This is a genomic window from Oceaniglobus sp. K40-3 (assembly GCF_055808395.1).
The window spans coordinates 144,504-164,205 of record NZ_JBVVRW010000003.1 but is presented as its reverse complement, the minus strand read 5'-3'; the positions used below and the strand labels follow the sequence as shown (position 1 = coordinate 164,205).

Below are 19,702 nucleotides of genomic sequence, written 5' to 3'. Positions count from 1 at the left end.
ATGACTTTTACCCCCCACGGAAAACACTTGATTGCTGGCAAAAAGGTTGGCTCTGACGGGCGGTTCGCCTCTGCCCCGGCGACGGGCGAGGCCTTTGAATTCTCGCTCGGCTCTCCTGAGCTGGTGGATCAGGCCTGTGCGGCGGCCCATGCAGCCTTTGCGGGGTTTGCCGCCACGACCCGCGAACAGCGGGCACAGCTTCTGGATACCATTGCCGAAGAAATCGACGCCCGTGGCGACGCGATCACGGAAATCGGAACTGCGGAAACCGGTCTGCCCAATGCCCGCCTGCAAGGCGAACGGGGCCGGACCACGGGGCAGTTGCGTCTTTTCGCATCTCATATTCGCGCCGGGGACTACCTTGATTGTCGCCATGACGCGGCACTGCCCGATCGTCACCCCCTGCCCCGCCCCGATCTGCGGATGATGCAGCGCCCGGTCGGCCCGGTGGCCGTGTTCGGCGCCTCCAATTTTCCGCTGGCCTTTTCGGTGGCCGGTGGCGATACCGCCGCGGCGCTGGCGGCGGGGTGTCCGGTTGTTGTCAAAGGGCACAGTGCGCATCCGGGTACGGGCGAAATTGTCGGTGACGCGATCGTTGCGGCCCTTGCAAAGCTTGGCATGGACGCGGGAATCTTCAGCCTTGTGCAAGGCGGCAACCGTGCCGTGGGCGAGGCGCTTGTGACAGATCCACGGATCAAGGCCGTCGGTTTCACCGGGAGCCTGGGCGGCGGGCGTGCGCTTTATGATCTTTGCGCATCGCGCCCTGAACCGATCCCGTTCTTCGGGGAGCTTGGCAGCGTCAATCCCATGTTCGTTCTGCCCCAGGCCACCGCCGCCCGTGGCGCAGATCTCGGGGCGGGTTGGGCCGCAAGCCTGACAATGGGCGCGGGGCAGTTTTGCACCAACCCGGGCATTGCAATCGTGATTGACGGGCCGGATGCGGATGCGTTCGTAGCCTCGGCGACAAAGGGCCTTGGCGCCGTTGCCGGGCAAACCATGCTGACCGATGGCATGGCCGACGCCTATCGCGATGGCGCCCGCCGGGTTGCCGAAGGCGCGGGCGTCAAATCTCTTTTGACCACATCGTGTGAGGGTCGCAATGCCACACCCTATCTGTTCGAAGTCCCGGCCAGCGACTGGTTGGCCAACGGCGAATTGGCCGAAGAAGTGTTCGGCCCGCTCGGGTTGGTGATCCGTGTAAAGGACGCCGCGCAGATGAAGGAAATCGCCGAAAGCTTTGCCGGGCAGTTGACCGCCACGTTACAGATGGATGACGGCGATCTCGGCCTCGCACGGGAGTTGCTGCCGGTGCTGGAACGTATGGCCGGTCGCGTCCTGGCCAATGGGTTTCCAACAGGCGTCGAGGTTTGCGATTCCATGGTTCATGGCGGCCCCTACCCGGCCAGCACCAACTTTGGCGCCACCTCTGTCGGCACACTTTCCATCCGCCGCTTCCTGCGGCCCGTGTGTTACCAGAACCTTCCCGAAGGGCTTCTTCCGGCCGATCTTGTGAACGTCTGACCTGTCGCCAGGTCGGCACCTGATGACCCGCCACCGTGCCTTGTCGCGGTGGCGGGTTTTTTGTGGGTACAACCTGTCGCAAAACCCGTTGGGAACGACTCTGACGGCTGACATTGTTGAAAATATTACAGATTATACCAAGTCGACCCTGATTAGTGCAAATATGAGAGCCTTGCCCGATGATTTTGGTGTGAAATGACAGGTTGCGGGTGATAATTTGGCATTGTTGCCAATATTAGTAACATTTTTTCGTTGATTTGTAAAAATTAACGCTGTAGTGTGATTCATGTCTCCTGAACGTCCCGCCTGCTGCGTTGACGGTTTCGGGGGCGACGGCTCGGTAATATATGGGAGGATGTTATCAGTCGCACTCAAGGCGCAGGTTTGCCGCGTTTTGAGGGGTGCAATGTTTTGACGCGGCGATGGCGCCCTCTTGGTCGCCTGTTCACCCTGTCTTTTCCAAAGCGCCCAGGTAAGGCCCGGAAACACATCCAGGCTTTGCGTTCCCTCTAGAAGACAAACTTGAAACCGCTCTGGCGGAGCGTCCCGTTGCGCCGGGTTAACTGGTTCATTCATCTTTCCAGACTTGTCTGGATGACGACACCCACGAAGGAGGAACAGGTCTATGTTTTCCAAAAGCCTGAAAAGTAAAATCGTGCTGGCACTTGGTGCCTGTATCGTTGGCACCTCGGTTGCCGCAGCGGATTTCCCGACCCGGGACATTCGCCTGATCGTTCCGTGGCCTGCTGGTGGCGGTGCGGATGCCATTTCGCGCAAGATCAGCAATATCGCCGAGCAGGATCTGCCCAAGTCGATCTATGTGGAAAATATCGCGGGCGCCGTAACGGCGACGGGATTGATCCAGATGACCAGCGCGCGCCCGGATGGCTATACCCTTGGCGTGCTGACATATGACAGTGTCATCACCCTGCCCCGTGGCCAGATGGTGCCGGGATATTCGCTGGACAACATGACCCCGATCGCCCGCATCACCAGCGAAGCCGATGCGATCGTCGTTTCCAAGCATTCCGGCATCAACAGCTTTGAGGAACTGGTTGAAGCGGCCAAGGCGAATCCCGGCAAGGTGCGCATCGGCGTTGCTCCGAAAGGGTCGGGCCCGTATCTGTCGGTCAGCCAGCTTGAAAAGCTGCTGGATGTCGATTTCAACGTGATCACCTATGCCGGTTCATCGAGCGCCGAGGCAGAAGCCCTGTTGTCGGGCGAACTGGATGCAGCGATTTCCAGCCTGGGTGATTTCAGCGGCATCATTTCGTCGGGCGACGCCAAAGGCGTGGTTGAACTGACCTCTGTGCAGAACAAGACTTATCCAGACGTGCCCACCATCAGCTCCAAGGGCTACGATCTGCAAACCGGCAGCTTCATCGTTCTTGCGGCCCCGAAAGGCACGCCCGCCGAGGATATCGCGACGCTCGAAACCGCGTTCAAGGCGGCTTATGACAGTGCCGAATTCCAGGATTGGCTGACCCAGGTTGGCGTGACCCCCGATTGGCTCGGCTCTGACAAGGTCAAGGGCTGGATGGACGAACTTCAGAAGAACACGTTCACGCTGATGGACGAGCTTAAGCTGTAATCCATCACACCAAACCCATGCCCCCGATCACGTATCGGGGGCATGCCCACCATACGCGGCCTTGCCGTTGGTGACGCAAGCGGTCTTGCACTGACGATCCCATCACACCCACCCCGGGAGAAGACGATGCTGTTCAACAGGCGATTGTTGTTTCTATATGTCACTCTTGCAGTGTCTGTCGGATATTTCATTTCGGCACTGAGTTTGGGTGCGCCAATATCCGACAGCGGATTGACCCCCTCGTTCTTTCCCATTCTGGTGGGCGGCGCTGCAATCGTCTTTGCCTGCATTCTCATCGTTCAGAAACTGCGCGCTGAACCCGCCGAACCGGCGCCGACCGAGCCGCGGAATTTCACCTATGTCTGGGTTGTCGTCGCGATCTTCGGCTACATCCTGGCCTTCAAGCCTGTGGGATATTTCATCTCTTCGGGTCTTTTCGTTTTCGCGCTCATCGTGCTTTTTTCGTCGTTTGAAAAGCTGCTGCAAAAGGCGGCCATCTCGGCGGTGATTGTGGTGATCGCCTATGTGATGTTCCAGCAATTGTTCGGGGTCCGTCTCCCGATGCTGTGGGGTTAAGTCATGGATTTCATTTTACTTGTTCTCAACAGCTTTACCCTGTTGCTGGATCCGTTCAATCTGACCTATGTGATTCTGGGGTTCGTGATCGGCACCATCTTTGCCGCCATTCCCGGGCTGACTGCCACGCTGGCAATGGCGTTGTTGCTGCCTCTGACCTATACGCTGAATGTTGAAACCGCGCTTATGGCCTGTGCCAGCATATACATGGCCGGCATGTGTGGCGGCAGCATCACGGCAATCACGATCAACATTCCGGGGGCGCCATCGTCGATGATGACCGCGCTGGATGGCTATCCCATGCAGCAACAGGGCAAAGGCGCCCTGGCCTTGGGGCATGCGGCGTTCGGTTCCATGTTCGGCGGTGCGGTCGGGGCCTTGCTTTTGATTGCGGTTGCCCCGTTCGTGGCCGAAGTTTCCCTTCTGGTCAAAACGACAGGTAAGTTTTCGTTGCTTGCCTTTGCGATCATCGTTGTCGTGATTGCACAGCGCGGACGCATCCCGCAGGCCGGGCTGGCCGCCTGTATCGGGCTTATGCTGGCCACTGTTGGCCTGGACGCGATGGAGCCGATCACCCGGTTCACCTATGGCTATAGCAACCTCACGGCGGGAATTGACCTGATGCCCGTCATAATCGGAACCTTTGCCATCGCCGAAGTTCTGATGCAGGCCATCGCGTCCAATGATATCAGCGCGGCAACCGCCGCGGCCCAAAAGGTCAGGATCCGGCGCAAGGATTTCCTGCCGCCGCTTTCCGACATCCGCAAGATCGGCTTTGGCTGTTATTTCAAATCCTGCCTGATCGGGTATTTCGTCGGCACATTGCCGGGGGCCGGTGGCTCCATGGGGTCACTGCTGGCCTATACCGAGGCGGTTCGCACCTCGTCAGAGCCGGAAAGCTTTGGCAAGGGAAACCCGAAAGGCATTGCCGCGTCCGAGAGCGCCAACAATGCTGTTTGCGGTGGCGCCATGGTTCCGATGCTGACCTTCGGTATTCCGGGCGATCCGATCACGGCCATCATGCTTGGCGTTCTGGTTATCAACGGAATTCAGCCCGGCCCGCAGCTGATGGCGGATCAGGCCGGATTGATCGCACCGATGCTGGCGGCGCTCTTGTTCAGCGCGGTGGTGCTTATACCCCTGACGCTGTACCTGCTTGGCCCCTATTTCATCAAGATCGTGTCGATCCGCAAAGATGTTCTTTATGCGGTCATCACGCTGCTGGCCGTCGTGGGAAGCTATGTTGCAACCTATTCGACCTTTCAGATGTTCATGGCCCTGGGAATGGGTGTTCTGGCCTTTTATCTGCGGCGCAACGGGTTTCCGGTGATCACGATGCTGCTTGGTTATATTCTGGGGCCGAACCTGGAGGAATTCCTGCGCCGGTCACTGGCCCTGTCAAATGGCGACCCGACGACATTCTTTACCAACCCGGACAGTTTGTTCTTTGTCGTGCTGACGTTGGTTTTTATCTACTTCCTCGTTATCAGGAAACCGGCAGAGATTCCGAAAACGGTTCAATCCAAGTAGCGAACGCCGTTTCCTTGATCGCACGGTTGAATCCCGCCACGGCCAGATCGTTTTCAATCCGCGTTTGCGGCTTGTATGGGACATCCCAGGCGTGGCGGGTGTATACTCCGACCCGACGGAAAACAAAGGAGACCAGGGTGTCAGAGACGCATCGCCCCTCGTTGGCGGATCAGGTTTACGATCAACTGCTGGAACAGATCCTCGAAGAGGAATATCCGGTCCACAGTCGTTTGCCCGCCGAAGACGTTCTGGCACAGACGTTTGGCGTTTCGCGCCCGATCGTGCGGGCCGCCCTTTCGCGGCTGCGGGATGACGGTATCGTCCAATCCCGCCGCGGGTCGGGCAGTTACGTCCTGCGCCGTCCTGACCGGCAACTGATCAGCTTTGTCCCGCTGGAATCGGTCTCTGGTGTTCAGCGGTGTTACGAATTCCGCATTGATGTGGAAGGGGCGGCAGCGGCATGGGCGGCACAGCGACGGGATGACGAAGATCTGGCCGCCATGGATCACGCCTATCAGGTGATGGTGCAAACCTATGAACAAAACGCGCTTGGCGTCGAAGCAGATCAGATGCTTCACCTTTCGGTCGCGCGGGCTTCGAAAAACCCTTTGTTTGCGTCGGTTCTTGAATCCCTCGGCGACCAGATTGCCTTTGGCGTGAAACTGTCGCGGTCGCTGACGCTTTTGGATACGACAGTGCGCCAGGACCTGGTGCTGGCAGAGCATCGCGCCGTGCTGGACGCGATCCGCCTCAGGCAACCGAATGTCGCAAAGGCCGCCATGCGCTATCATATCACGGCGGCAAAGGACCGGATGTTTGTTGGGACGCAGGAAACCTAGAAAACCCGGCAAGGGCGCGGCCGGTCCTGTGATTGATCATCTTGCCAGCCGTCGCGCGAACGGAATCAGGTGCCGGCCTTTTGCAACTGGGCAAAGGTATTTGCCTTGGACGCTACGGATTTTGACGCCGGGATCGTTTCTCCCAGCACGAATTGTTCGTGGTTCTTGTCGATGTTTTGCAGATCATACAGATAATTCACCATCACGCCGCTTGATTGCCCGCGCCCGTTCGCGGTGAGATCGGCATCGGCATGGACATCGTGCAGGACGGCCCCGTTCCCGAGATGAAAGCGCGCCACCGGGTCGCGCGGCATCGTGCCACTGCGTTTTTCATTCAGCAGATAATGGGCTGCTGTCGCTTCCACCTCGGTTGGGGTGCCCTGTCCGTCAAGAATGCGCCGGGCGACGGGGGTTTCATTCTGGGTTTCAAGCCAGCGGTTAAAGCCGGGCACGGGCGAAAGCGTGACAAAGGTATCAAGTTGCGGCAATTGCTGGGTCAGTTCATCCACGACCTGTTTGATCAAAAGGTTGCCGAACGACACGCCATGCAACCCACCCTGGCAGTTCGAAATGGAGTAGAACACCGCGACATTCGTATCTGTCGCTTGATGCGGTGTCCGGTTTTCTGCCAGAACATGCTGGATCGACGACGGCACGGACTTTGTCAGCGCGATCTGGACAAAGATCAGCGGCTCATCCGGCATCGTGGGGTGGAAATATGCAAAGCACCGCCGGTCAGATGGATAAAGCCTGCGGCGCAGGTCATCCCAGTCGTTTATCGCATGAACCGCTTCGTATTCGACAATCTTTTCAAGGATGCTGGCCGGGGTTTCCCATGATATCTGGCGCAGCACCAGAAAGCCGCGGTTGAACCAACTGCGCAGCAAATGGATGAAATCAAGGTCGGTGCGCCTCAGTTCGGGGTGATCTTTGAGCAGGCCAAGAAGATCGGCACGCATCGCCACAAGCCGGGCCGTGGCGCCGGTTGACTGGTTCAGCCGCCGGAACAATTCCTGGCGGCGCGGTTCGGCGGCGAGTGTGAGAGCCTGATAATCGGCCACGGACCCTTGATCGAGATAGATCTGCGCCAAATCGCGCAGCCTGTCTGCGTCAAGTTCCAGCGTGTCGTTGAGAAACCGGAAAAAGGCGAGCTTTTCGACCTGATCGAACTGTGCGTAGCGGTTCAGGATCGCCTTGGCCAGATGTATTCCCGACACCTCGCCCTCGGCCGCCAAAAGGGCATGGCACATCTTTTCAATGGGGCGCGGGTCACTGGCGGGGCCGGCACTGCGGCGCTCGAAAAGCGACGTGAGCATGTCCCCAAGAAAACTTGTCTGGACCATGGTTCGCTCCCTCATGTGGTTATTCAAGTGCGACGGTTTGCGTCGACAGGCCAACCGAAATGGACAGGCTGCCCTCGTTGATCATCCATTTGCGCAGGGTAAAGCTCCGCGCGCCAGAAACATGCATCGGATCGGCCTCGGCCAATGCGCGGGCGGCCGCAAAGGAGGCGGCGCGATAGATAATAAGGCCCATGCCCTGCATCTGTTCGCCGGTTTCGTCAGACATCGGCCCCGCAAAGGCAAGCGCCCCCTGCCGTTCCAGGGCGCGTTGATAGTCAAGATGCCCGGGCAGGTGTTTCTTGATCAGATCAGGTGTCGCTGCGGGGGTGGTGATCACGACATAGAGTTCAAAGGCAAGCGACCCCCGGGCCTGCGCTTCGGCTTTGTAGCTGTTCCATGATGGCATCTGATTTCACCCCGCTGCAAATTAATATCGATTTTATTTGACCTGATTTAGTAATATCGTCAAATATTGCGTAAATCAATCAGGAGATTCTCATGCGGTTCCTTGTAGGCAAGACTGAAACGGCATCGGCTGTCTATCTGATCAGGGGCAAGGATGCTTTTGATCTTACGGCAAAATTTCCCGAGGTGGGCGCCGATCTGGCTGCGCTTGCCGCTGATTCCGGCCTGTTGCAACAGGTTGCCGCCACCAAGGATCTGGGGGCCGGCGTTCCCTTGGCCGGCCTTACGCCTGCACTGCCTTTGGCGCATCCCGGCAGCATTATCTGTCTTGGTCTCAACTATGTCGATCATATCAAGGAAGGTGGGTATGACATCCCCGATTATCCGGCGTTGTTCATGCGTGGCCGCAATTCTGTCATGGCGGCAGGGGCGCCGCTGGTGCGTCCTGCCTGTTCCGACAAACTGGATTACGAGGCCGAGTTGATGGTCATCATCGGCAAGGGCGGGCGGCATATTTCCGAAGATAGCGCGCTGAACCATGTGTTTGGTTATACCATCTTCAATGACGGATCGGTGCGCGACTATCAGCGCAAGACACACCAATGGACCCCGGGCAAGAACTTTGACAATACAGGTGCGATCGGCCCGGTTGTCGTCACACCGGAAGACTTGCCCGAAGGGGCAAGGGGGCTGAAGATCCAAAGCAGTGTCGGCAGCGAAATTCTGCAAAGCTCCAACACTGACAACATGATCTGGTCGGTTGCCAAGGCCATCGCGATCATTTCAGAATACACCACTCTGGCCTCTGGCGACATGATCGCGATGGGAACACCGCCCGGCGTTGGCCACGCCAAAAAGCCAAATCCCCGCTGGCTCGTTCCTGGCGAGGTGGTGGATATCACGATCGAGAAAATCGGCGTTTGTTCGAACCCGATCGTGGACGAGGCCGATCTGGCCGGACGGCACGCGGCAGAATGATGGCAGACGGAAATCAGAACACCCGCCGCGATGCCGCACAGGAAAGCGTGCGCCACATGCGTGCGCGCGTGGGGCAACTGGACGACGGCGCGATCGATCTGATCCTGCGCAACGCACGGTCGCATTACGCCTGGACGGATCGCCCTGTCACGGATGCGATGCTGCATGAACTTTACGAAATCACCATCAACGGGCCAACCAGCATGAACACCAGCCCGGCGCGGTTTGTTTTCGTGCGCAGTGATGGTGCCAAGGCGCGGCTTGCCAAATCCATGAAGCCGCGAAACGTGCCCAAGATGATGGGCGCCCCGGTGACGGCAATCGTGGCCTGGGATCCGGAATATTGGCACCGGCTGGATTTTCTGTTTCCCCACGATGACCGCAAACCGCTGTTTGATGGCAACCCCGAATATGCCCACGACACCGCCTATCGCAATTCAACCTTGCAGGGCGCCTATCTGATGATCGCGGCACGTGCGATGGGGTTGGATGTGGGCGCGATGTCGGGTTTTTCGAACGCTGCGGTGGATCAGGAATTCTTTGCGGAAAATGGCTGGAAATCCAATTTCCTGTGCAACATCGGATATGCGGATGAATCGGCGCTTTTTCAAAAGCTTCCTCGTTTCGATTTCGACGACATCTGCGAAATAATGTGAGGTACCATGGCAATTCGACAGAAAACCACGATCAAGGTCAGGATGTCCGGCAAGGGCACCAGCCATGCGCGGTCGGAATCCACATGCCGCGATCTGACCCAGATTATCGACGAACCGGCAGAGCGCGGTGGCACAAATGAAGGGTTTTCCCCGACAGAGACAGCATTTTCCGCATTGATCGGCTGTACCAATGTGATCGGTCATAAATGTGCCGACAAACTGAACATCGACATCGGCAACCTGAGCTTTGACATGGTGGTCGATTTTGACCGTCGTGGCGTACTTTTGGCCGAAGAGGTCGAGGTGCCGTTCGAGGCGATTACCCTGACCGTCACCTCGGACAGTGATGCCAGCGCGGCAGATTTGATCCGGGTCGGAGAGGAAACCGCCAAATATTGCGCAATCGCGAAACTGTTTGAAAACGCGGGGACGAAGCTAACGATCAACTGGCAGAAAGCCTGATCGACGATAACGAACACCAACGGGAGGATACTATGAAATATTGGACAAGACGACTGACCCTTGGCGTGGCCTTGGCCACCCTGACAGCCATCCCAACGTTTGCTGCCGAAACCATCAGGGCCGTGGTGATTGACGGTTATCCGGCGCGGGCGCTTTGGGTGCAGGAGTTCACCAACTTTTTCATTCCGGAAGTCGATAAACGGCTCGCCGCGAATGGCAATTATGTGATGGACTGGCAGGAAAGCTATGGCGGGTCAATCGTAAAACCAAAGGGCGTGCTGGATGGTGTGAAACTGGGCCTGGGCGACATTGGCATCGTCACCACGATCTTTCATTCCTCCAAGCTGCCGTCGCAGGCGATTGCCGCTGTTACGCCGTTTGTGTCTGCGGATGCGCGGGCCGTGGCCAAGGCTGTCGACGAGATAGCCAAGGAATTCCCGGCAATGCAGAACGAGTTTGCCAAGCAGAATCAGGTCTATCTGGCGACCGGTGTGGTTCTTGATACCTATCAGGTGTTCAGCAAAAACCCGATTTCCGGGCTTGATGATCTCAAGGGGGCCAAGGTTGCGGGTGCGGGGATGAACCTGCGCTATCTGGAAGGCATCGAAGGGGCCGCAGGGGTGCGCGGTGGTTTGACCGATTTTTACAACATGCTGCAAACCGGTCTTGTCGATCAGGCACTGCTGTGGCCGGAATCCGCTGCAACCTTCAAAATCGCCGAAGTTGCGCCCTACATGCTGAAAGCTGATCTTGGGGCAGTGAATTCCAAAACCATCACGGTGAACAAGGATTATTGGGATGGCCTGCCCGATGAGGTGAAAACCGCGCTTCGGGACGTGGCAGTAGAGTATCGCGACCACGTTGCCGGGTTGGCGATGGACAAGGCCGCCGAAAGCCTTGCCGCATATGAGGCCGCGGGCGGAACCGTTGTCGACATGTCGGACGCCGACCGCAAGGCATGGGCCGATGAGATGCCCGATATCGCGGTGGAATGGGCGCAGGGGCTGGATGCCGCAGGCGAAGACGGGTCGGGCATGCTGACCGCCTATCTCGGCAAGCTCGGGGATGCGGGCTATACCGGTGTGCGTGATTGGTCGGCTGGTCTGACCAACTGATGCGATCGGTGTTTCAGAACGGGGTCGCAGGTTTCACACTTGCGGCCCGCACGATTTCCACCGCGGCCAATATCGCCGGAACCCTTGTCGTTCTGGGGTTGGTGGTGATCGTGAACTACGATGTTGTGGCGCGGGGCGTTTTCAACGCACCATTCCACGGCGCGGTCGAGGTGGTGCAGTTTTCCATGGTGCTGATCGTGTTCCTGCAACTGCCCGATGTGGTGCGGGTTGACAGGCTGACCCGCTCTGACGGGTTGCTGTTCCTGATCGGCGATAAACATCCGGGCGTGGCCGCCCTCATGCGCCGGACAATCAACATCGGATCAGCCATCATCATGACCCTGATCGCCATCGCGATTTTCCCCGAATTCACCGAAATGTGGGACACCCGGGATTTCTTTGGCATACCGGGCGTTTTCACAGCGCCCTGGTGGCCGATCAAACTGACAATCCTGTGTAGCGCGTCGCTCTGCGCGGTCCTGTTTGCGCTAAAGGTTCTGAGCAAGGACGGATCGGACAAACCCACATGACGCCCATCGAAATAGGATCGCTTTCCGTCGTCGCAATTGTCACGCTGATCTATGTGGGGGTCTATATTCCCATTGCACTTGTCGGGGTGTCCTTTGTCTCTATCTGGTTGATGCGGGACAATTTCGATCTGGCGATGAACCTGCTGCGCATCGCCGTCGGCGATAGCGTGATGGAATATACCTTTGCCACGGTGCCGCTGTTTACCTTCATGGGGTTGATCGTGTCCAAGGCGGGGCTGGGATCGGACATCTATGATGTGATGAGCACCGGATTCCGCCGGGTCAAGGGCGGTATCGGCATGGCCACCGTGGGCGCGAACGCGGCCTTTGCGGCGGTCACGGGATCGTCCATCGCGTCGGCTTCTGTGTTCTCCAAGGTGTCGGTGCCGCAGATGATGCATTATGGATATAATCCGCGCTTTGCGGTCGGGGTTGTTGCGGGGTCATCCGTTCTGGGCATGATCATTCCGCCCTCTGCGATGTTGATCATCTATTCATTTGTCGCGGAACAATCCGTTGGTGAAATGTTCATGGCGGGGGTCATTCCGGGCCTGATGCTGGCCGTGGCCTATGTCGCCGCGATCTGGTTCATGGGGCGGTTCACACCGGGGTTTGTCGGCGGGCGTCCGGCGGATGAATACGAACTTTTGCCGTGGTCGGAAATTGCGGCAAAGACATTGCCGACACTGGCGCTGATCGCGATCGTGCTGGGCGGCATCTATACCGGCTGGCTTACCCCGGTCGAGGCGGGCGCCGCAGGTGCGCTGGCGGGTCTGGTTCTGGCGTTGCTGCGCCGCAAGATGACCTTGCGTGGCTTTTGGGAAGCCTTGCTGGAAACCGGCCACATCACCGCCACCATCCTGTTTCTTGTGACCGCCGCGTCAATCTATAGCCGGATGCTCGGCCTTGCCGGGCTGCCGAATGAACTGAGCGATATTCTGGCGGGCAATCAGCCGAACTTCTGGACGATCATGGTTCTCTATGTGATCCTGATGTTGTTTCTGGGAACATTGCTGGACACGTCGTCGATCATTCTGATCGTCGTGCCGTTGTTTCTGCCGCTGGTAGAGCCGATGGGAATGAGCCTGGTCTGGTTCGGTATCATCACCGTGGTCGGTGCGGAAATCGGGCTGCTGACGCCGCCTCTGGGCATATCCTGTTTCGTTATCAAGGCCACGCTGAACGACGACCGTATCAAGCTCAAGGATGTGTTTCTGGGCGCGCTGCCCTTTGCGGGTGTGATGTTGATTGTTCTGATCCTGCTGATCGAATTCCCGATCCTGAGCCTTGCCTTGCTGAACTAGGAGACCGCCATGAGAAACGTAACCAAAGACAACATTACCGATGTGTTCATGGGATACATGGGCGAGGATGTTAACCCGAGACTGCGCGAGGTGCTTGGCGGTTTGGTCACGCATCTGCATGCCTTTGCCCGCGAAGTGAATCTGACGCACGCCGAATGGCAGATGGGTGTCGAATTTCTGGAACGCGCAGGCGAGATTTCGGATGCCGAACGGCACGAGTTCGTGTTGCTTTCTGACGTTCTGGGCCTGTCCTCTCTGGTGGATATGATCAACTCAAACCCCGCGGGCACATCCTCAAGCGTGCTGGGGCCGTTCCACATTTCGGGCGCGCCGCCGCTGGAAATCGGCGGTGATCTCAAGGATCGCTTTGACGGTCCGGTTCTGGTGGCGCAGGGCATTGTCAAAGATACCGATGGCGCGCCGGTCGAAGGGGCCACCGTTGATATCTGGCAAACCGCACCCAACGGGCTTTATTCCAGCCAGGATGACGATCAGGATACGTTTTCGTTTCACGGGATTCAGACAACCGGCGCCGATGGGCGGTATGCGTTTACGTCGGTTCGCCCGGTCGAATACACGGTGCCCACCGACGGGCCGGTGGGTGATATTCTGAACGCAACAGGACGGCATCCCTGGCGGCCATCGCATTTGCATTTCATCATCAAGGCCGACGGATTCCGCCCGCTTGTGACAGAGGTTTTCCCCGAGGACGATCCATATCTGGATCAGGATACGGTGTTTGGGGTGCGCGACGATCTGGTGATGTCCTATCAGCACAAACCGGCAGGGTCGTTTCCCGAAGGTTTCGCATTGTCGGGACAGGTTGACGACGCATATCTTCAGGTCGATTTCGATCTGACGCTGGTTCGGGCGTGAATTATCCCAGTTTCGCCGCGGCAAGGGCATCGGCCAGAAACGCACCTGTCTGGCGATAGTGGGTCAACAATTGTTCGGTGGCAAGGTTCGCCTTGCCCGAAATCGCGGCCTGCATGATCGCTTCGTGTTCTGACGACACGTCGCGTTTGGTATAGTTCAACGCGCTGCCCGCCAGATAGCGATAGCGAATGTTCAGATCGTAAAGCTGCGAGCAGAATTTAAGCAGGATCGGCGCGTTGCACTGGCTGACAAGCGCCATGTGAAACGCCTTGTGCAGTGTTTCGAACGCTGGATCGTCGTTCTGTTTGGCACGTGTCATGCGATGATGGCACAACACAATGTATTCTTCCCATTGTTCGTTGCGGTTGGCGATGCTTTTGCGCAGCGCCCGCTCTTCCAGATCGCAGCGCAGTTCAAGGATCTCTTCAAAATTGCTCTGGCTGGTGGGCGCCACGCGAAAGCCCCGCTGATCAATCCGTTCCACCAGATTATCCGAGGTCAGCAGGCTTAGCGCCTCACGAATGGGCGAGGCACCGATATCAAGCCGGTTGCGCAGCCCTTCGATCTTTAGCTTCTCGCCGGGTTTAAGCGCGCCGGTTACGATCAGGTGCTGAATGGCAAGATAGGTCTTATGGGTCGCGGATGCCTCGGAAGGCCGACGATCAGAGAGTTCAATGTTAGGAATTGACTGCATCGGTCTACAATATCGATTTTTTTCAACCGGGCAAAGCAATTTAACCGCTGATCGCTGATTTACCCCTGCGCCTTTGGGTGGCCTGCAACCGGCCGCAACCATCACCTGCCTGCAAGCGTGCGCAAGGTTCATATGGTCTTTACCTTGGGGTCATATGAACTATATTGGATGCAAAGGAGATCGCCATGCATGTTGCCGCCAAATCCCGCGAACCCGCCCGGGTCAATGCCGTCGCGCTCAAGGCCTATGCGCGCATTGCAGATGTCTGGGCCCTTGGCCTGAAAGAGGCGGCGGGCCTTGCCGATATGTCCGAAAGCACGTGGAAACGCGCCAAAAAGCCGGATTTTGCGGGCGAATTGACCAAGGATCAGCTTTTGCGCCTCAGCGCGGTTATCGGTATCTACAAGTCCCTCGAACTCTATTTTTCCGAACCACTTGCCCGGGAGTGGTTCACGCGGCCAAACACCGGCCCCCTGTTCAGTGGCGCCCGGCCACTGGACAGCGCGATCGAGGGGGCTGCCGCAAATTCTCGCTGTGCGCACATATCTTGATGCCCTGCGGGGCGGCGCATGAAACAAACCGAGATTTCCGATCGCGGTCTTGTTCGCCTTTTGCCCGCCACCTATCACAAGCCCCCGTCCCTGCGCGGCCTTGTCGACACTGACGACGAACTCGAAATCCTTGCTCAGATCGAGGGGCTGACCAACGCCCGCCTGTCCGCCGAGCGGGGCAAAACCCGCATCTGGACCCAAGGGAACTGGCCTGGCGACGACGAAGCCGCGATCTGCGCATTTATGGCGATACCCACGTCAATGCGGCCTTTACCTATACGCGGGCGGGCGGAAACCGCTTTAATGCCGACGAACGCGGCGCATGGTATTGCGCCTGGAACGTCCTGGTTTCGGTCAGCGAAGTCGCGTGGCACCGCACCCGCGAGCTTGGCTTTACCGGGTCATTCACGGACAGCGCCCGCTATGTCGAATTGTTGGCCGATTTCATTGGCGTCTTTGATGACATCACCGATGAACCGGACCATCCCGCGCTGCATCCCGATCCCGGCATCGGATACCCAGAGGGCCAGAGCCTTGCCCAACATTTGCGGCGCGAAGGCTCGCGCGGGCTTATCTATCCGTCCACGCGCGCCCCCGCCCCCGGTGGAAATTGTCTGGTTTGCTTTGAGCCGCGCGCAATCCAGAATGTCCGCCCGGGCGCATCCTGGGAAATGGTCTGGGAGGGAACGCCGGAGTATTCCGTCACCGCATTGGCCTGACCGCGCATTGCGATGTCACCTCAATCAGGCACAGCGGATGGGCAGCGGCAGCCTTGGTATGTTGTATCGGCAACAGGCCCGCACAAGCGGTTCAGATCTTTGACAAGCCGACAGTCTTCAGACCGGCGACAGACAGGTCGGCCTGCAACCGGGCCAGAACAGCGTTGCGCCGCGCGTGATCCGATTGTGTCAGATCATCGTCCTGCCAATCAAGGGGATCTTCCAGGCTGACGTTTCCGGCGAATATAATCCTGCCGTCGGATGTGCGGAACATGCTTTGCCAGAACCGGACGTGAATGCGAGGCGTGCCCGGCGGCGTCGGACCGGATTGCGCAAACCCCAGATCGTTGGGACGGTCACGCCAGAACGTCGGAAGGATCAGCGGATCAGGCAGCGCGCCACCTGTCCAGTCGGCCCAGACGGCACCCGAAAGGGCGCCCGGGGTCGGCGTTGGCGCGATTGTCCAGCCTGCGGCCCGCATAACATCAGTCAGTTGCGCCGGATCGGCGGTGATCACAGCAAGGTCGATCGGCTGGCGCGGATCGCCGGTCAGGGTCTGCGTCGTACGGGGGAATTGATCAACAAAGGGCAAGTCCGAAAGATCGGCGATTGCCATGTCCCGCGTTTGGGGGGCACGGTCATTGAGCGGAGAAGCAAGGGTGGATGCCAGAACGACCGAAACCGCGATGGCACCCGCCAGACTGCACCCCGCAAACACCACCCCGCGCAGCGTGGGCATGGGCGCCGGCGCCATCCGGTTGCGGTGCCGTTCACAGAATGCGACGCCAACAATCAACCACAGCCCGCCAATAAGATAGCCGTTCAGAACGTCCGACAGATAATGTTCGATCAGATAGATCCGGCTAAGGCCAATCACGAATGCAACGGTTATCCCGGCCAGCCCCGCCACCCCGGCAGGCAGCAGGCGCGCCCGCCACAGAACATAAAACATCATCCCCCAGATCGCCACCGAAGAGGCCGCATGGCCACTGGGAAAACTGCCCGTGCTTTCAGCGAAATACCCAAGCACCGAGCGTGGCCGGTCAAAGAAGCTTTTTAACAGAGCGACCGAAAGCTGGTTCCCGATCACCGAGATCCACAGCCCCGCCAACAGCCACCGACGCCCCATGACCAACAGCGCAAGCGAGGTGCCGGCCAACATGACAATAACCACTTTCCATCCGCCAAAGGCCGTGATCCAGCCAAACCCCCTGATCAGCCGGTCATCGCGAATGGCAAACAGCAGACTGGCAAGCCGCTGGTCACCGCCGACGACACTGGCGTCGCCAACGAAATCAAAGACGGAATCCAGATAGGCCACCAACACATAGACGAACAGCACCCCAAGCGCCGTCGCGGTCAGACCCATAAACCGGGTCGTGTCGAACCGCGCGCCGATGAACCCTGCCAGGCGGGGATGGTTGCGCTGCTGGCGGCGGATGAACGGCGTGGCCGCAAGGCCTGTCAGGACCGAATGCAGAATCTCGGTCAGCAAGGGCAAGGCGCGCCTGAGCCGGCCAAACAGAACCCACAGGATTGCCAGCATCACAATCGCAGCGGCCCCAACGGCGATGATACGGGGTGCGGCGGCGCCCATCGTTCCGATGGCGCTTCCGCAGAAATACCCGATCGCGGGCAAGGCAAGTGAATAAGGCGCCGCGCTGACGCAGTTCCAGATCGTAAAGCGCCGGCGCTCCATCCCGCTCATGGCTGCCGAAAACGGCACAAAAGCTGCAAGGGGGCCAAAGAACCGCCCGACAACCATGGCAAACCCGCCATAGCGCAAAAGCAGGTGCTGCGCCTGCTGCGTGTGGGTTGAGGCCGAAAAGTGCCGGCGGCGGTGCAACCCCTTGGCGGCCACCGAGCCGAGGCGAAAGCTGATCTCGCTGCCGATCACCGAACCGATGGCGACGAACCACGCCAGGTCAAAGAAATCAATGGCGCCCCGTTGCACCAGAATGCCCCCCGCAATCACCGCAACAGCGCCGGGCACGATCACGCCGGTGAATATGACTGCCTCGAACAGGGCGAACAACGCCAGTATCCAATAAATCCAGATACCAAGAGATTGCAGCGAGGGCAGAAGTTGATCGAGTGAATGTGGCACAAAGTGATCTTTCGTTCACGGGCGCAGATTGGCAAGGCATCTTTGGTGTTTTGCTGATGGCGGATGATGGAAACGTCACGAACACCGCAGGTGGCGGACCCACCCCGCCGCACCCGGCAGGTCGGAAATGACGACGCTGATCTCGGGGGTCATGAGGACGGCGGCGGGCGGCGGGCATCGGCGATGTGCCAGATGGCATAGGTGGAATTTCGATACAGGATTTCGCTTCGGGCCACCCATGGCAGGGTCACGTCGTCAGGCTGACCGACGATCACGCCGTCCGGGTGGGCCATCTGCCATTTGGCAAGCGCGTCACCCTCTGCGGGATGGGCAACCGGCTGGGTTATCCGCCCGGCAAAGTTGAATTCGGCGTTATAGGTGGCCCCGACAAAGGCGATGCCCCTGCCCTGATAGGGCGCGATCAGGTCGGCCACAAGGTGCGTGTCATAGATCACCCGCGTATCGCTCAGACCTACCAGAAGGTTCAGCGACAAGATCAGACCAAGGCTGAGCGTCAAACCACCCCGCAGCCCCCCGTCTGCACGGCCAGCCAGCACACCGCCAGCGCAAACAGCGCCCAGGCCAGAAGAACACTTGTCGGGTGAAACAGCCGCGTCGCTGCGCCCAGGTCAATCGCACCACCGGCCGCGAGCAAGGCAAGACCGATCGCGCCGATCACCGGGATGACCGCAAGAACAGGGCGAAACGCCGTATGATCCCGGGACAAACGTGCAAAAACAAGCGCCGCGGCGAGGCAGTTCGGGGATCAGATCATCGGGCTGTTTGCCGCTGATGATGCTGAACAAAACCAAGGCAGAAAGGCCCCACAATATGGCCAGACGCAGGCCCGGTTCGTTCCAGCGTGCCTTGAATGCCGCCCGCCAAAAGGCCGGACCGAAGACCCAAGGATAAAGCAATACCGGCAACAGCGCCGCAAAGAACCACCAGGGTCGGGCATGGGCAAAGGATGCGGTGATCTGCCCGGCGCTTTGGGTCCACAGAATCGCGTCGCGGTAGTCGGGGCCGCCGCTGATGATCGCCGGGATCAGCCACAGCGCGACAATCCCAAGGGCCGAACATAGCGCGATACCACCACCGCAAAGCGCTTGCCCCCATGACACTTCCCACCGGCCTCTGGCCCAGAGTGGCGCCAGAATGATGGCCGGGCCGAGATGCGCCAACATCACCGGCCCCTTGGCCAGCACGCCCATGGCCAGCGCCGCGCCAAGCGCCCCCACCAGCGCGTCGTGCCCGTTTCAAGTGCATTGAGCAGCGCCAGAAGCCCCGCCAGGGTGGCCACCGCCAGCAGTGCATCGAACATCGTCAGTCCGCCATAGATGGCGAATGCCGTCAGGCCTGACAAAACCATCACGGCCCGCCCGCCGATGCCGCAATCCTCGGGCCAGAGCCTGTTTGCCAGCCGCCCGGTCAGCCAGATGGCGACAACCGCATAAAGTGGCCCCACCAGACGGCCCACGATTTCCGACACGCCGGTAAAGGCCCAGAAAAGGTTGATCGTCCAGAACAACAGTGGCGGCGTCCGGGTGTAGGTTTCAAAGTTCTGTGTGGGAACAAGGTAATCGTGGCTCAGCCACATTTCCCACGCTACGGCAAGATATCGGGCTTCATCCACCGGGGCCGGCGGCCGCAACAATACACCTGCGGCTGCCACAAGGAAAAAGGCGATCAGGGTCAGGCGTGTGGCAGATTGCGATGTCACGTTTCGGCCCCCCATGCCGCCTGCACCAGAAACCGAGAGGTGAAAAAGACCTGACCCATGAATCCGGCCCGGATCCAGATTGCGCGTTCCGACATGCGGTTCAATTCGATTGCGCCGGCGACGGTGCCGGTGGGCCGGTCTTCCCATTGCAACCTTACGGATCACTGACGCGCCGCAGGCAAGGA

20 protein-coding genes and 2 pseudogenes are annotated in these 19,702 nt (G+C 58.9%); 14 read left to right on the top strand and 8 right to left on the bottom strand.

Annotation, left to right across the window (positions count from 1 at the left end; genetic code table 11):
• The 5 genes from AC0L7P_RS19220 (at position 1) to AC0L7P_RS19200 (ending at position 6,057) form a co-directional block, all read left to right on the top strand.
• Positions 1-1,521 carry an aldehyde dehydrogenase (NADP(+)) gene (locus tag AC0L7P_RS19220; protein WP_473435756.1) on the top strand — a complete coding sequence of 507 codons (1,521 nt, stop codon included), beginning with the start codon at positions 1-3 and terminating at the stop codon, positions 1,519-1,521.
• A gap of 625 nt (positions 1,522-2,146) precedes the next feature.
• Complete coding sequence (locus AC0L7P_RS19215) at positions 2,147-3,112, top strand: Bug family tripartite tricarboxylate transporter substrate binding protein (RefSeq protein WP_473435755.1); 966 nt, start codon at positions 2,147-2,149, stop codon at positions 3,110-3,112.
• Positions 3,113-3,238: 126 nt separating this feature from the next.
• Positions 3,239-3,688, top strand: a complete 450-nt coding sequence (locus AC0L7P_RS19210; RefSeq protein WP_473435754.1) for a tripartite tricarboxylate transporter TctB family protein — start codon at positions 3,239-3,241, stop codon at positions 3,686-3,688.
• 3 nt (positions 3,689-3,691) lie between these two features.
• Entirely contained in the window at positions 3,692-5,218 is a 1,527-nt protein-coding gene (locus AC0L7P_RS19205) for a tripartite tricarboxylate transporter permease (protein ID WP_473435753.1), read from the top strand.
• A gap of 137 nt (positions 5,219-5,355) precedes the next feature.
• Positions 5,356-6,057, top strand: coding sequence for a FadR/GntR family transcriptional regulator (locus tag AC0L7P_RS19200; RefSeq protein ID WP_473435752.1), 702 nt, complete (start codon positions 5,356-5,358; stop codon positions 6,055-6,057).
• Positions 6,058-6,122: 65 nt separating this feature from the next.
• Here the strand turns inward: AC0L7P_RS19200 and AC0L7P_RS19195 are convergent, their stop codons facing one another.
• Together AC0L7P_RS19195 and AC0L7P_RS19190 are read right to left on the bottom strand one after the other, a co-directional pair.
• Positions 6,123-7,400, bottom strand: a complete 1,278-nt coding sequence (locus AC0L7P_RS19195; RefSeq protein ID WP_473435751.1) for a malonyl-CoA decarboxylase — start codon at positions 7,398-7,400, stop codon at positions 6,123-6,125.
• 19 nt (positions 7,401-7,419) lie between these two features.
• Complete coding sequence (locus tag AC0L7P_RS19190) at positions 7,420-7,806, bottom strand: YciI family protein (RefSeq protein ID WP_473435750.1); 387 nt, start codon at positions 7,804-7,806, stop codon at positions 7,420-7,422.
• A 92-nt stretch (positions 7,807-7,898) separates the two neighbouring features.
• On the opposite strand from AC0L7P_RS19190, the gene AC0L7P_RS19185 reads away from it, so the two are divergent.
• Genes AC0L7P_RS19185 through AC0L7P_RS19155 form a run of 7 tightly spaced genes read left to right on the top strand, consistent with a single transcriptional unit; the run spans position 7,899 to position 13,726 of the window.
• Positions 7,899-8,783 (top strand): fumarylacetoacetate hydrolase family protein, encoded by an 885-nt coding sequence (locus tag AC0L7P_RS19185; protein WP_473435749.1) that lies wholly within the window; start codon positions 7,899-7,901, stop codon positions 8,781-8,783.
• Complete coding sequence (locus AC0L7P_RS19180) at positions 8,780-9,439, top strand: malonic semialdehyde reductase (protein WP_473435748.1); 660 nt, start codon at positions 8,780-8,782, stop codon at positions 9,437-9,439. The genes AC0L7P_RS19185 and AC0L7P_RS19180 overlap by 4 nt, the downstream gene beginning before the upstream one ends.
• Positions 9,440-9,445: 6 nt before the next feature.
• Positions 9,446-9,901, top strand: coding sequence for an OsmC family protein (locus AC0L7P_RS19175; RefSeq protein ID WP_473435747.1), 456 nt, complete (start codon positions 9,446-9,448; stop codon positions 9,899-9,901).
• 32 nt (positions 9,902-9,933) lie between these two features.
• Positions 9,934-11,016 carry a C4-dicarboxylate TRAP transporter substrate-binding protein gene (locus AC0L7P_RS19170; RefSeq protein ID WP_473435746.1) on the top strand — a complete coding sequence of 361 codons (1,083 nt, stop codon included), beginning with the start codon at positions 9,934-9,936 and terminating at the stop codon, positions 11,014-11,016.
• Positions 11,016-11,546: a TRAP transporter small permease subunit gene (locus AC0L7P_RS19165; protein WP_473435745.1), complete on the top strand. Its 531-nt coding sequence runs from the start codon at positions 11,016-11,018 to the stop codon at positions 11,544-11,546. Before AC0L7P_RS19170 ends, AC0L7P_RS19165 begins: the two co-directional genes overlap by 1 nt.
• A complete protein-coding gene (locus tag AC0L7P_RS19160; protein ID WP_473435744.1) occupies positions 11,543-12,850 on the top strand; it encodes a TRAP transporter large permease in 1,308 nt (435 codons plus the stop codon). The genes AC0L7P_RS19165 and AC0L7P_RS19160 overlap by 4 nt, the downstream gene beginning before the upstream one ends.
• 9 nt (positions 12,851-12,859) lie before the next feature.
• Positions 12,860-13,726 carry a dioxygenase family protein gene (locus AC0L7P_RS19155; RefSeq protein WP_473435743.1) on the top strand — a complete coding sequence of 289 codons (867 nt, stop codon included), beginning with the start codon at positions 12,860-12,862 and terminating at the stop codon, positions 13,724-13,726.
• A 1-nt stretch (position 13,727) separates the two neighbouring features.
• On the opposite strand, the gene AC0L7P_RS19150 is transcribed toward AC0L7P_RS19155, so the two are convergent.
• Positions 13,728-14,420, bottom strand: a complete 693-nt coding sequence (locus AC0L7P_RS19150) for a GntR family transcriptional regulator (RefSeq protein WP_473435742.1) — start codon at positions 14,418-14,420, stop codon at positions 13,728-13,730.
• 185 nt (positions 14,421-14,605) lie between these two features.
• Between AC0L7P_RS19150 and AC0L7P_RS19145 the strand changes: the two are divergent.
• Both AC0L7P_RS19145 and AC0L7P_RS19140 read left to right on the top strand, forming a co-directional pair.
• Positions 14,606-14,993 (top strand): annotated as a pseudogene (locus AC0L7P_RS19145) (antitoxin Xre-like helix-turn-helix domain-containing protein).
• Positions 14,990-15,690 (top strand): annotated as a pseudogene (locus tag AC0L7P_RS19140) (RES family NAD+ phosphorylase). Before AC0L7P_RS19145 ends, AC0L7P_RS19140 begins: the two co-directional pseudogenes overlap by 4 nt.
• 91 nt (positions 15,691-15,781) lie before the next feature.
• On the opposite strand, the gene AC0L7P_RS19135 reads toward AC0L7P_RS19140, so the two are convergent.
• The 5 genes from AC0L7P_RS19135 to AC0L7P_RS19115 form a co-directional block, all read right to left on the bottom strand.
• Positions 15,782-17,797: a bifunctional DedA family/phosphatase PAP2 family protein gene (locus AC0L7P_RS19135; protein ID WP_473435741.1), complete on the bottom strand. Its 2,016-nt coding sequence runs from the start codon at positions 17,795-17,797 to the stop codon at positions 15,782-15,784.
• Between the two features lie 149 nt (positions 17,798-17,946).
• A complete protein-coding gene (locus AC0L7P_RS19130; RefSeq protein ID WP_473435740.1) occupies positions 17,947-18,354 on the bottom strand; it encodes a hypothetical protein in 408 nt (135 codons plus the stop codon).
• Between the two features lie 72 nt (positions 18,355-18,426).
• The gene (locus AC0L7P_RS19125; RefSeq protein ID WP_473435739.1) at positions 18,427-19,035 is read right to left on the bottom strand and encodes a hypothetical protein; all 609 of its coding nucleotides are present in this window, start codon (positions 19,033-19,035) and stop codon (positions 18,427-18,429) included.
• The gene (locus tag AC0L7P_RS19120) at positions 18,981-19,517 is read right to left on the bottom strand and encodes an ArnT family glycosyltransferase (protein WP_473435738.1); all 537 of its coding nucleotides are present in this window, start codon (positions 19,515-19,517) and stop codon (positions 18,981-18,983) included. Before AC0L7P_RS19120 ends, AC0L7P_RS19125 begins: the two co-directional genes overlap by 55 nt.
• Positions 19,514-19,669 carry a hypothetical protein gene (locus tag AC0L7P_RS19115; protein ID WP_473435737.1) on the bottom strand — a complete coding sequence of 52 codons (156 nt, stop codon included), beginning with the start codon at positions 19,667-19,669 and terminating at the stop codon, positions 19,514-19,516. Before AC0L7P_RS19115 ends, AC0L7P_RS19120 begins: the two co-directional genes overlap by 4 nt.
• Positions 19,670-19,702: the final 33 nt, after the last annotated feature.

What these genes read in the sequence shown, in the direction of transcription:
- AC0L7P_RS19220 (WP_473435756.1), top strand. Translation starts at nt 1, where the DNA reads ATGACTTTTACCCCCCACGGAAAACACTTGATTGCTGGCAAAAAGGTT.
- AC0L7P_RS19215 (WP_473435755.1), top strand. Translation starts at nt 2,147, where the DNA reads ATGTTTTCCAAAAGCCTGAAAAGTAAAATCGTGCTGGCACTTGGTGCC.
- AC0L7P_RS19210 (WP_473435754.1), top strand. Translation starts at nt 3,239, where the DNA reads ATGCTGTTCAACAGGCGATTGTTGTTTCTATATGTCACTCTTGCAGTG.
- AC0L7P_RS19205 (WP_473435753.1), top strand. Translation starts at nt 3,692, where the DNA reads ATGGATTTCATTTTACTTGTTCTCAACAGCTTTACCCTGTTGCTGGAT.
- AC0L7P_RS19195 (WP_473435751.1), bottom strand. Translation starts at nt 7,400, where the DNA reads ATGGTCCAGACAAGTTTTCTTGGGGACATGCTCACGTCGCTTTTCGAG.
- AC0L7P_RS19190 (WP_473435750.1), bottom strand. Translation starts at nt 7,806, where the DNA reads ATGCCATCATGGAACAGCTACAAAGCCGAAGCGCAGGCCCGGGGGTCG.
- AC0L7P_RS19185 (WP_473435749.1), top strand. Translation starts at nt 7,899, where the DNA reads ATGCGGTTCCTTGTAGGCAAGACTGAAACGGCATCGGCTGTCTATCTG.
- AC0L7P_RS19180 (WP_473435748.1), top strand. Translation starts at nt 8,780, where the DNA reads ATGATGGCAGACGGAAATCAGAACACCCGCCGCGATGCCGCACAGGAA.
- AC0L7P_RS19175 (WP_473435747.1), top strand. Translation starts at nt 9,446, where the DNA reads ATGGCAATTCGACAGAAAACCACGATCAAGGTCAGGATGTCCGGCAAG.
- AC0L7P_RS19170 (WP_473435746.1), top strand. Translation starts at nt 9,934, where the DNA reads ATGAAATATTGGACAAGACGACTGACCCTTGGCGTGGCCTTGGCCACC.
- AC0L7P_RS19165 (WP_473435745.1), top strand. Translation starts at nt 11,016, where the DNA reads ATGCGATCGGTGTTTCAGAACGGGGTCGCAGGTTTCACACTTGCGGCC.
- AC0L7P_RS19160 (WP_473435744.1), top strand. Translation starts at nt 11,543, where the DNA reads ATGACGCCCATCGAAATAGGATCGCTTTCCGTCGTCGCAATTGTCACG.
- AC0L7P_RS19155 (WP_473435743.1), top strand. Translation starts at nt 12,860, where the DNA reads ATGAGAAACGTAACCAAAGACAACATTACCGATGTGTTCATGGGATAC.
- AC0L7P_RS19150 (WP_473435742.1), bottom strand. Translation starts at nt 14,420, where the DNA reads ATGCAGTCAATTCCTAACATTGAACTCTCTGATCGTCGGCCTTCCGAG.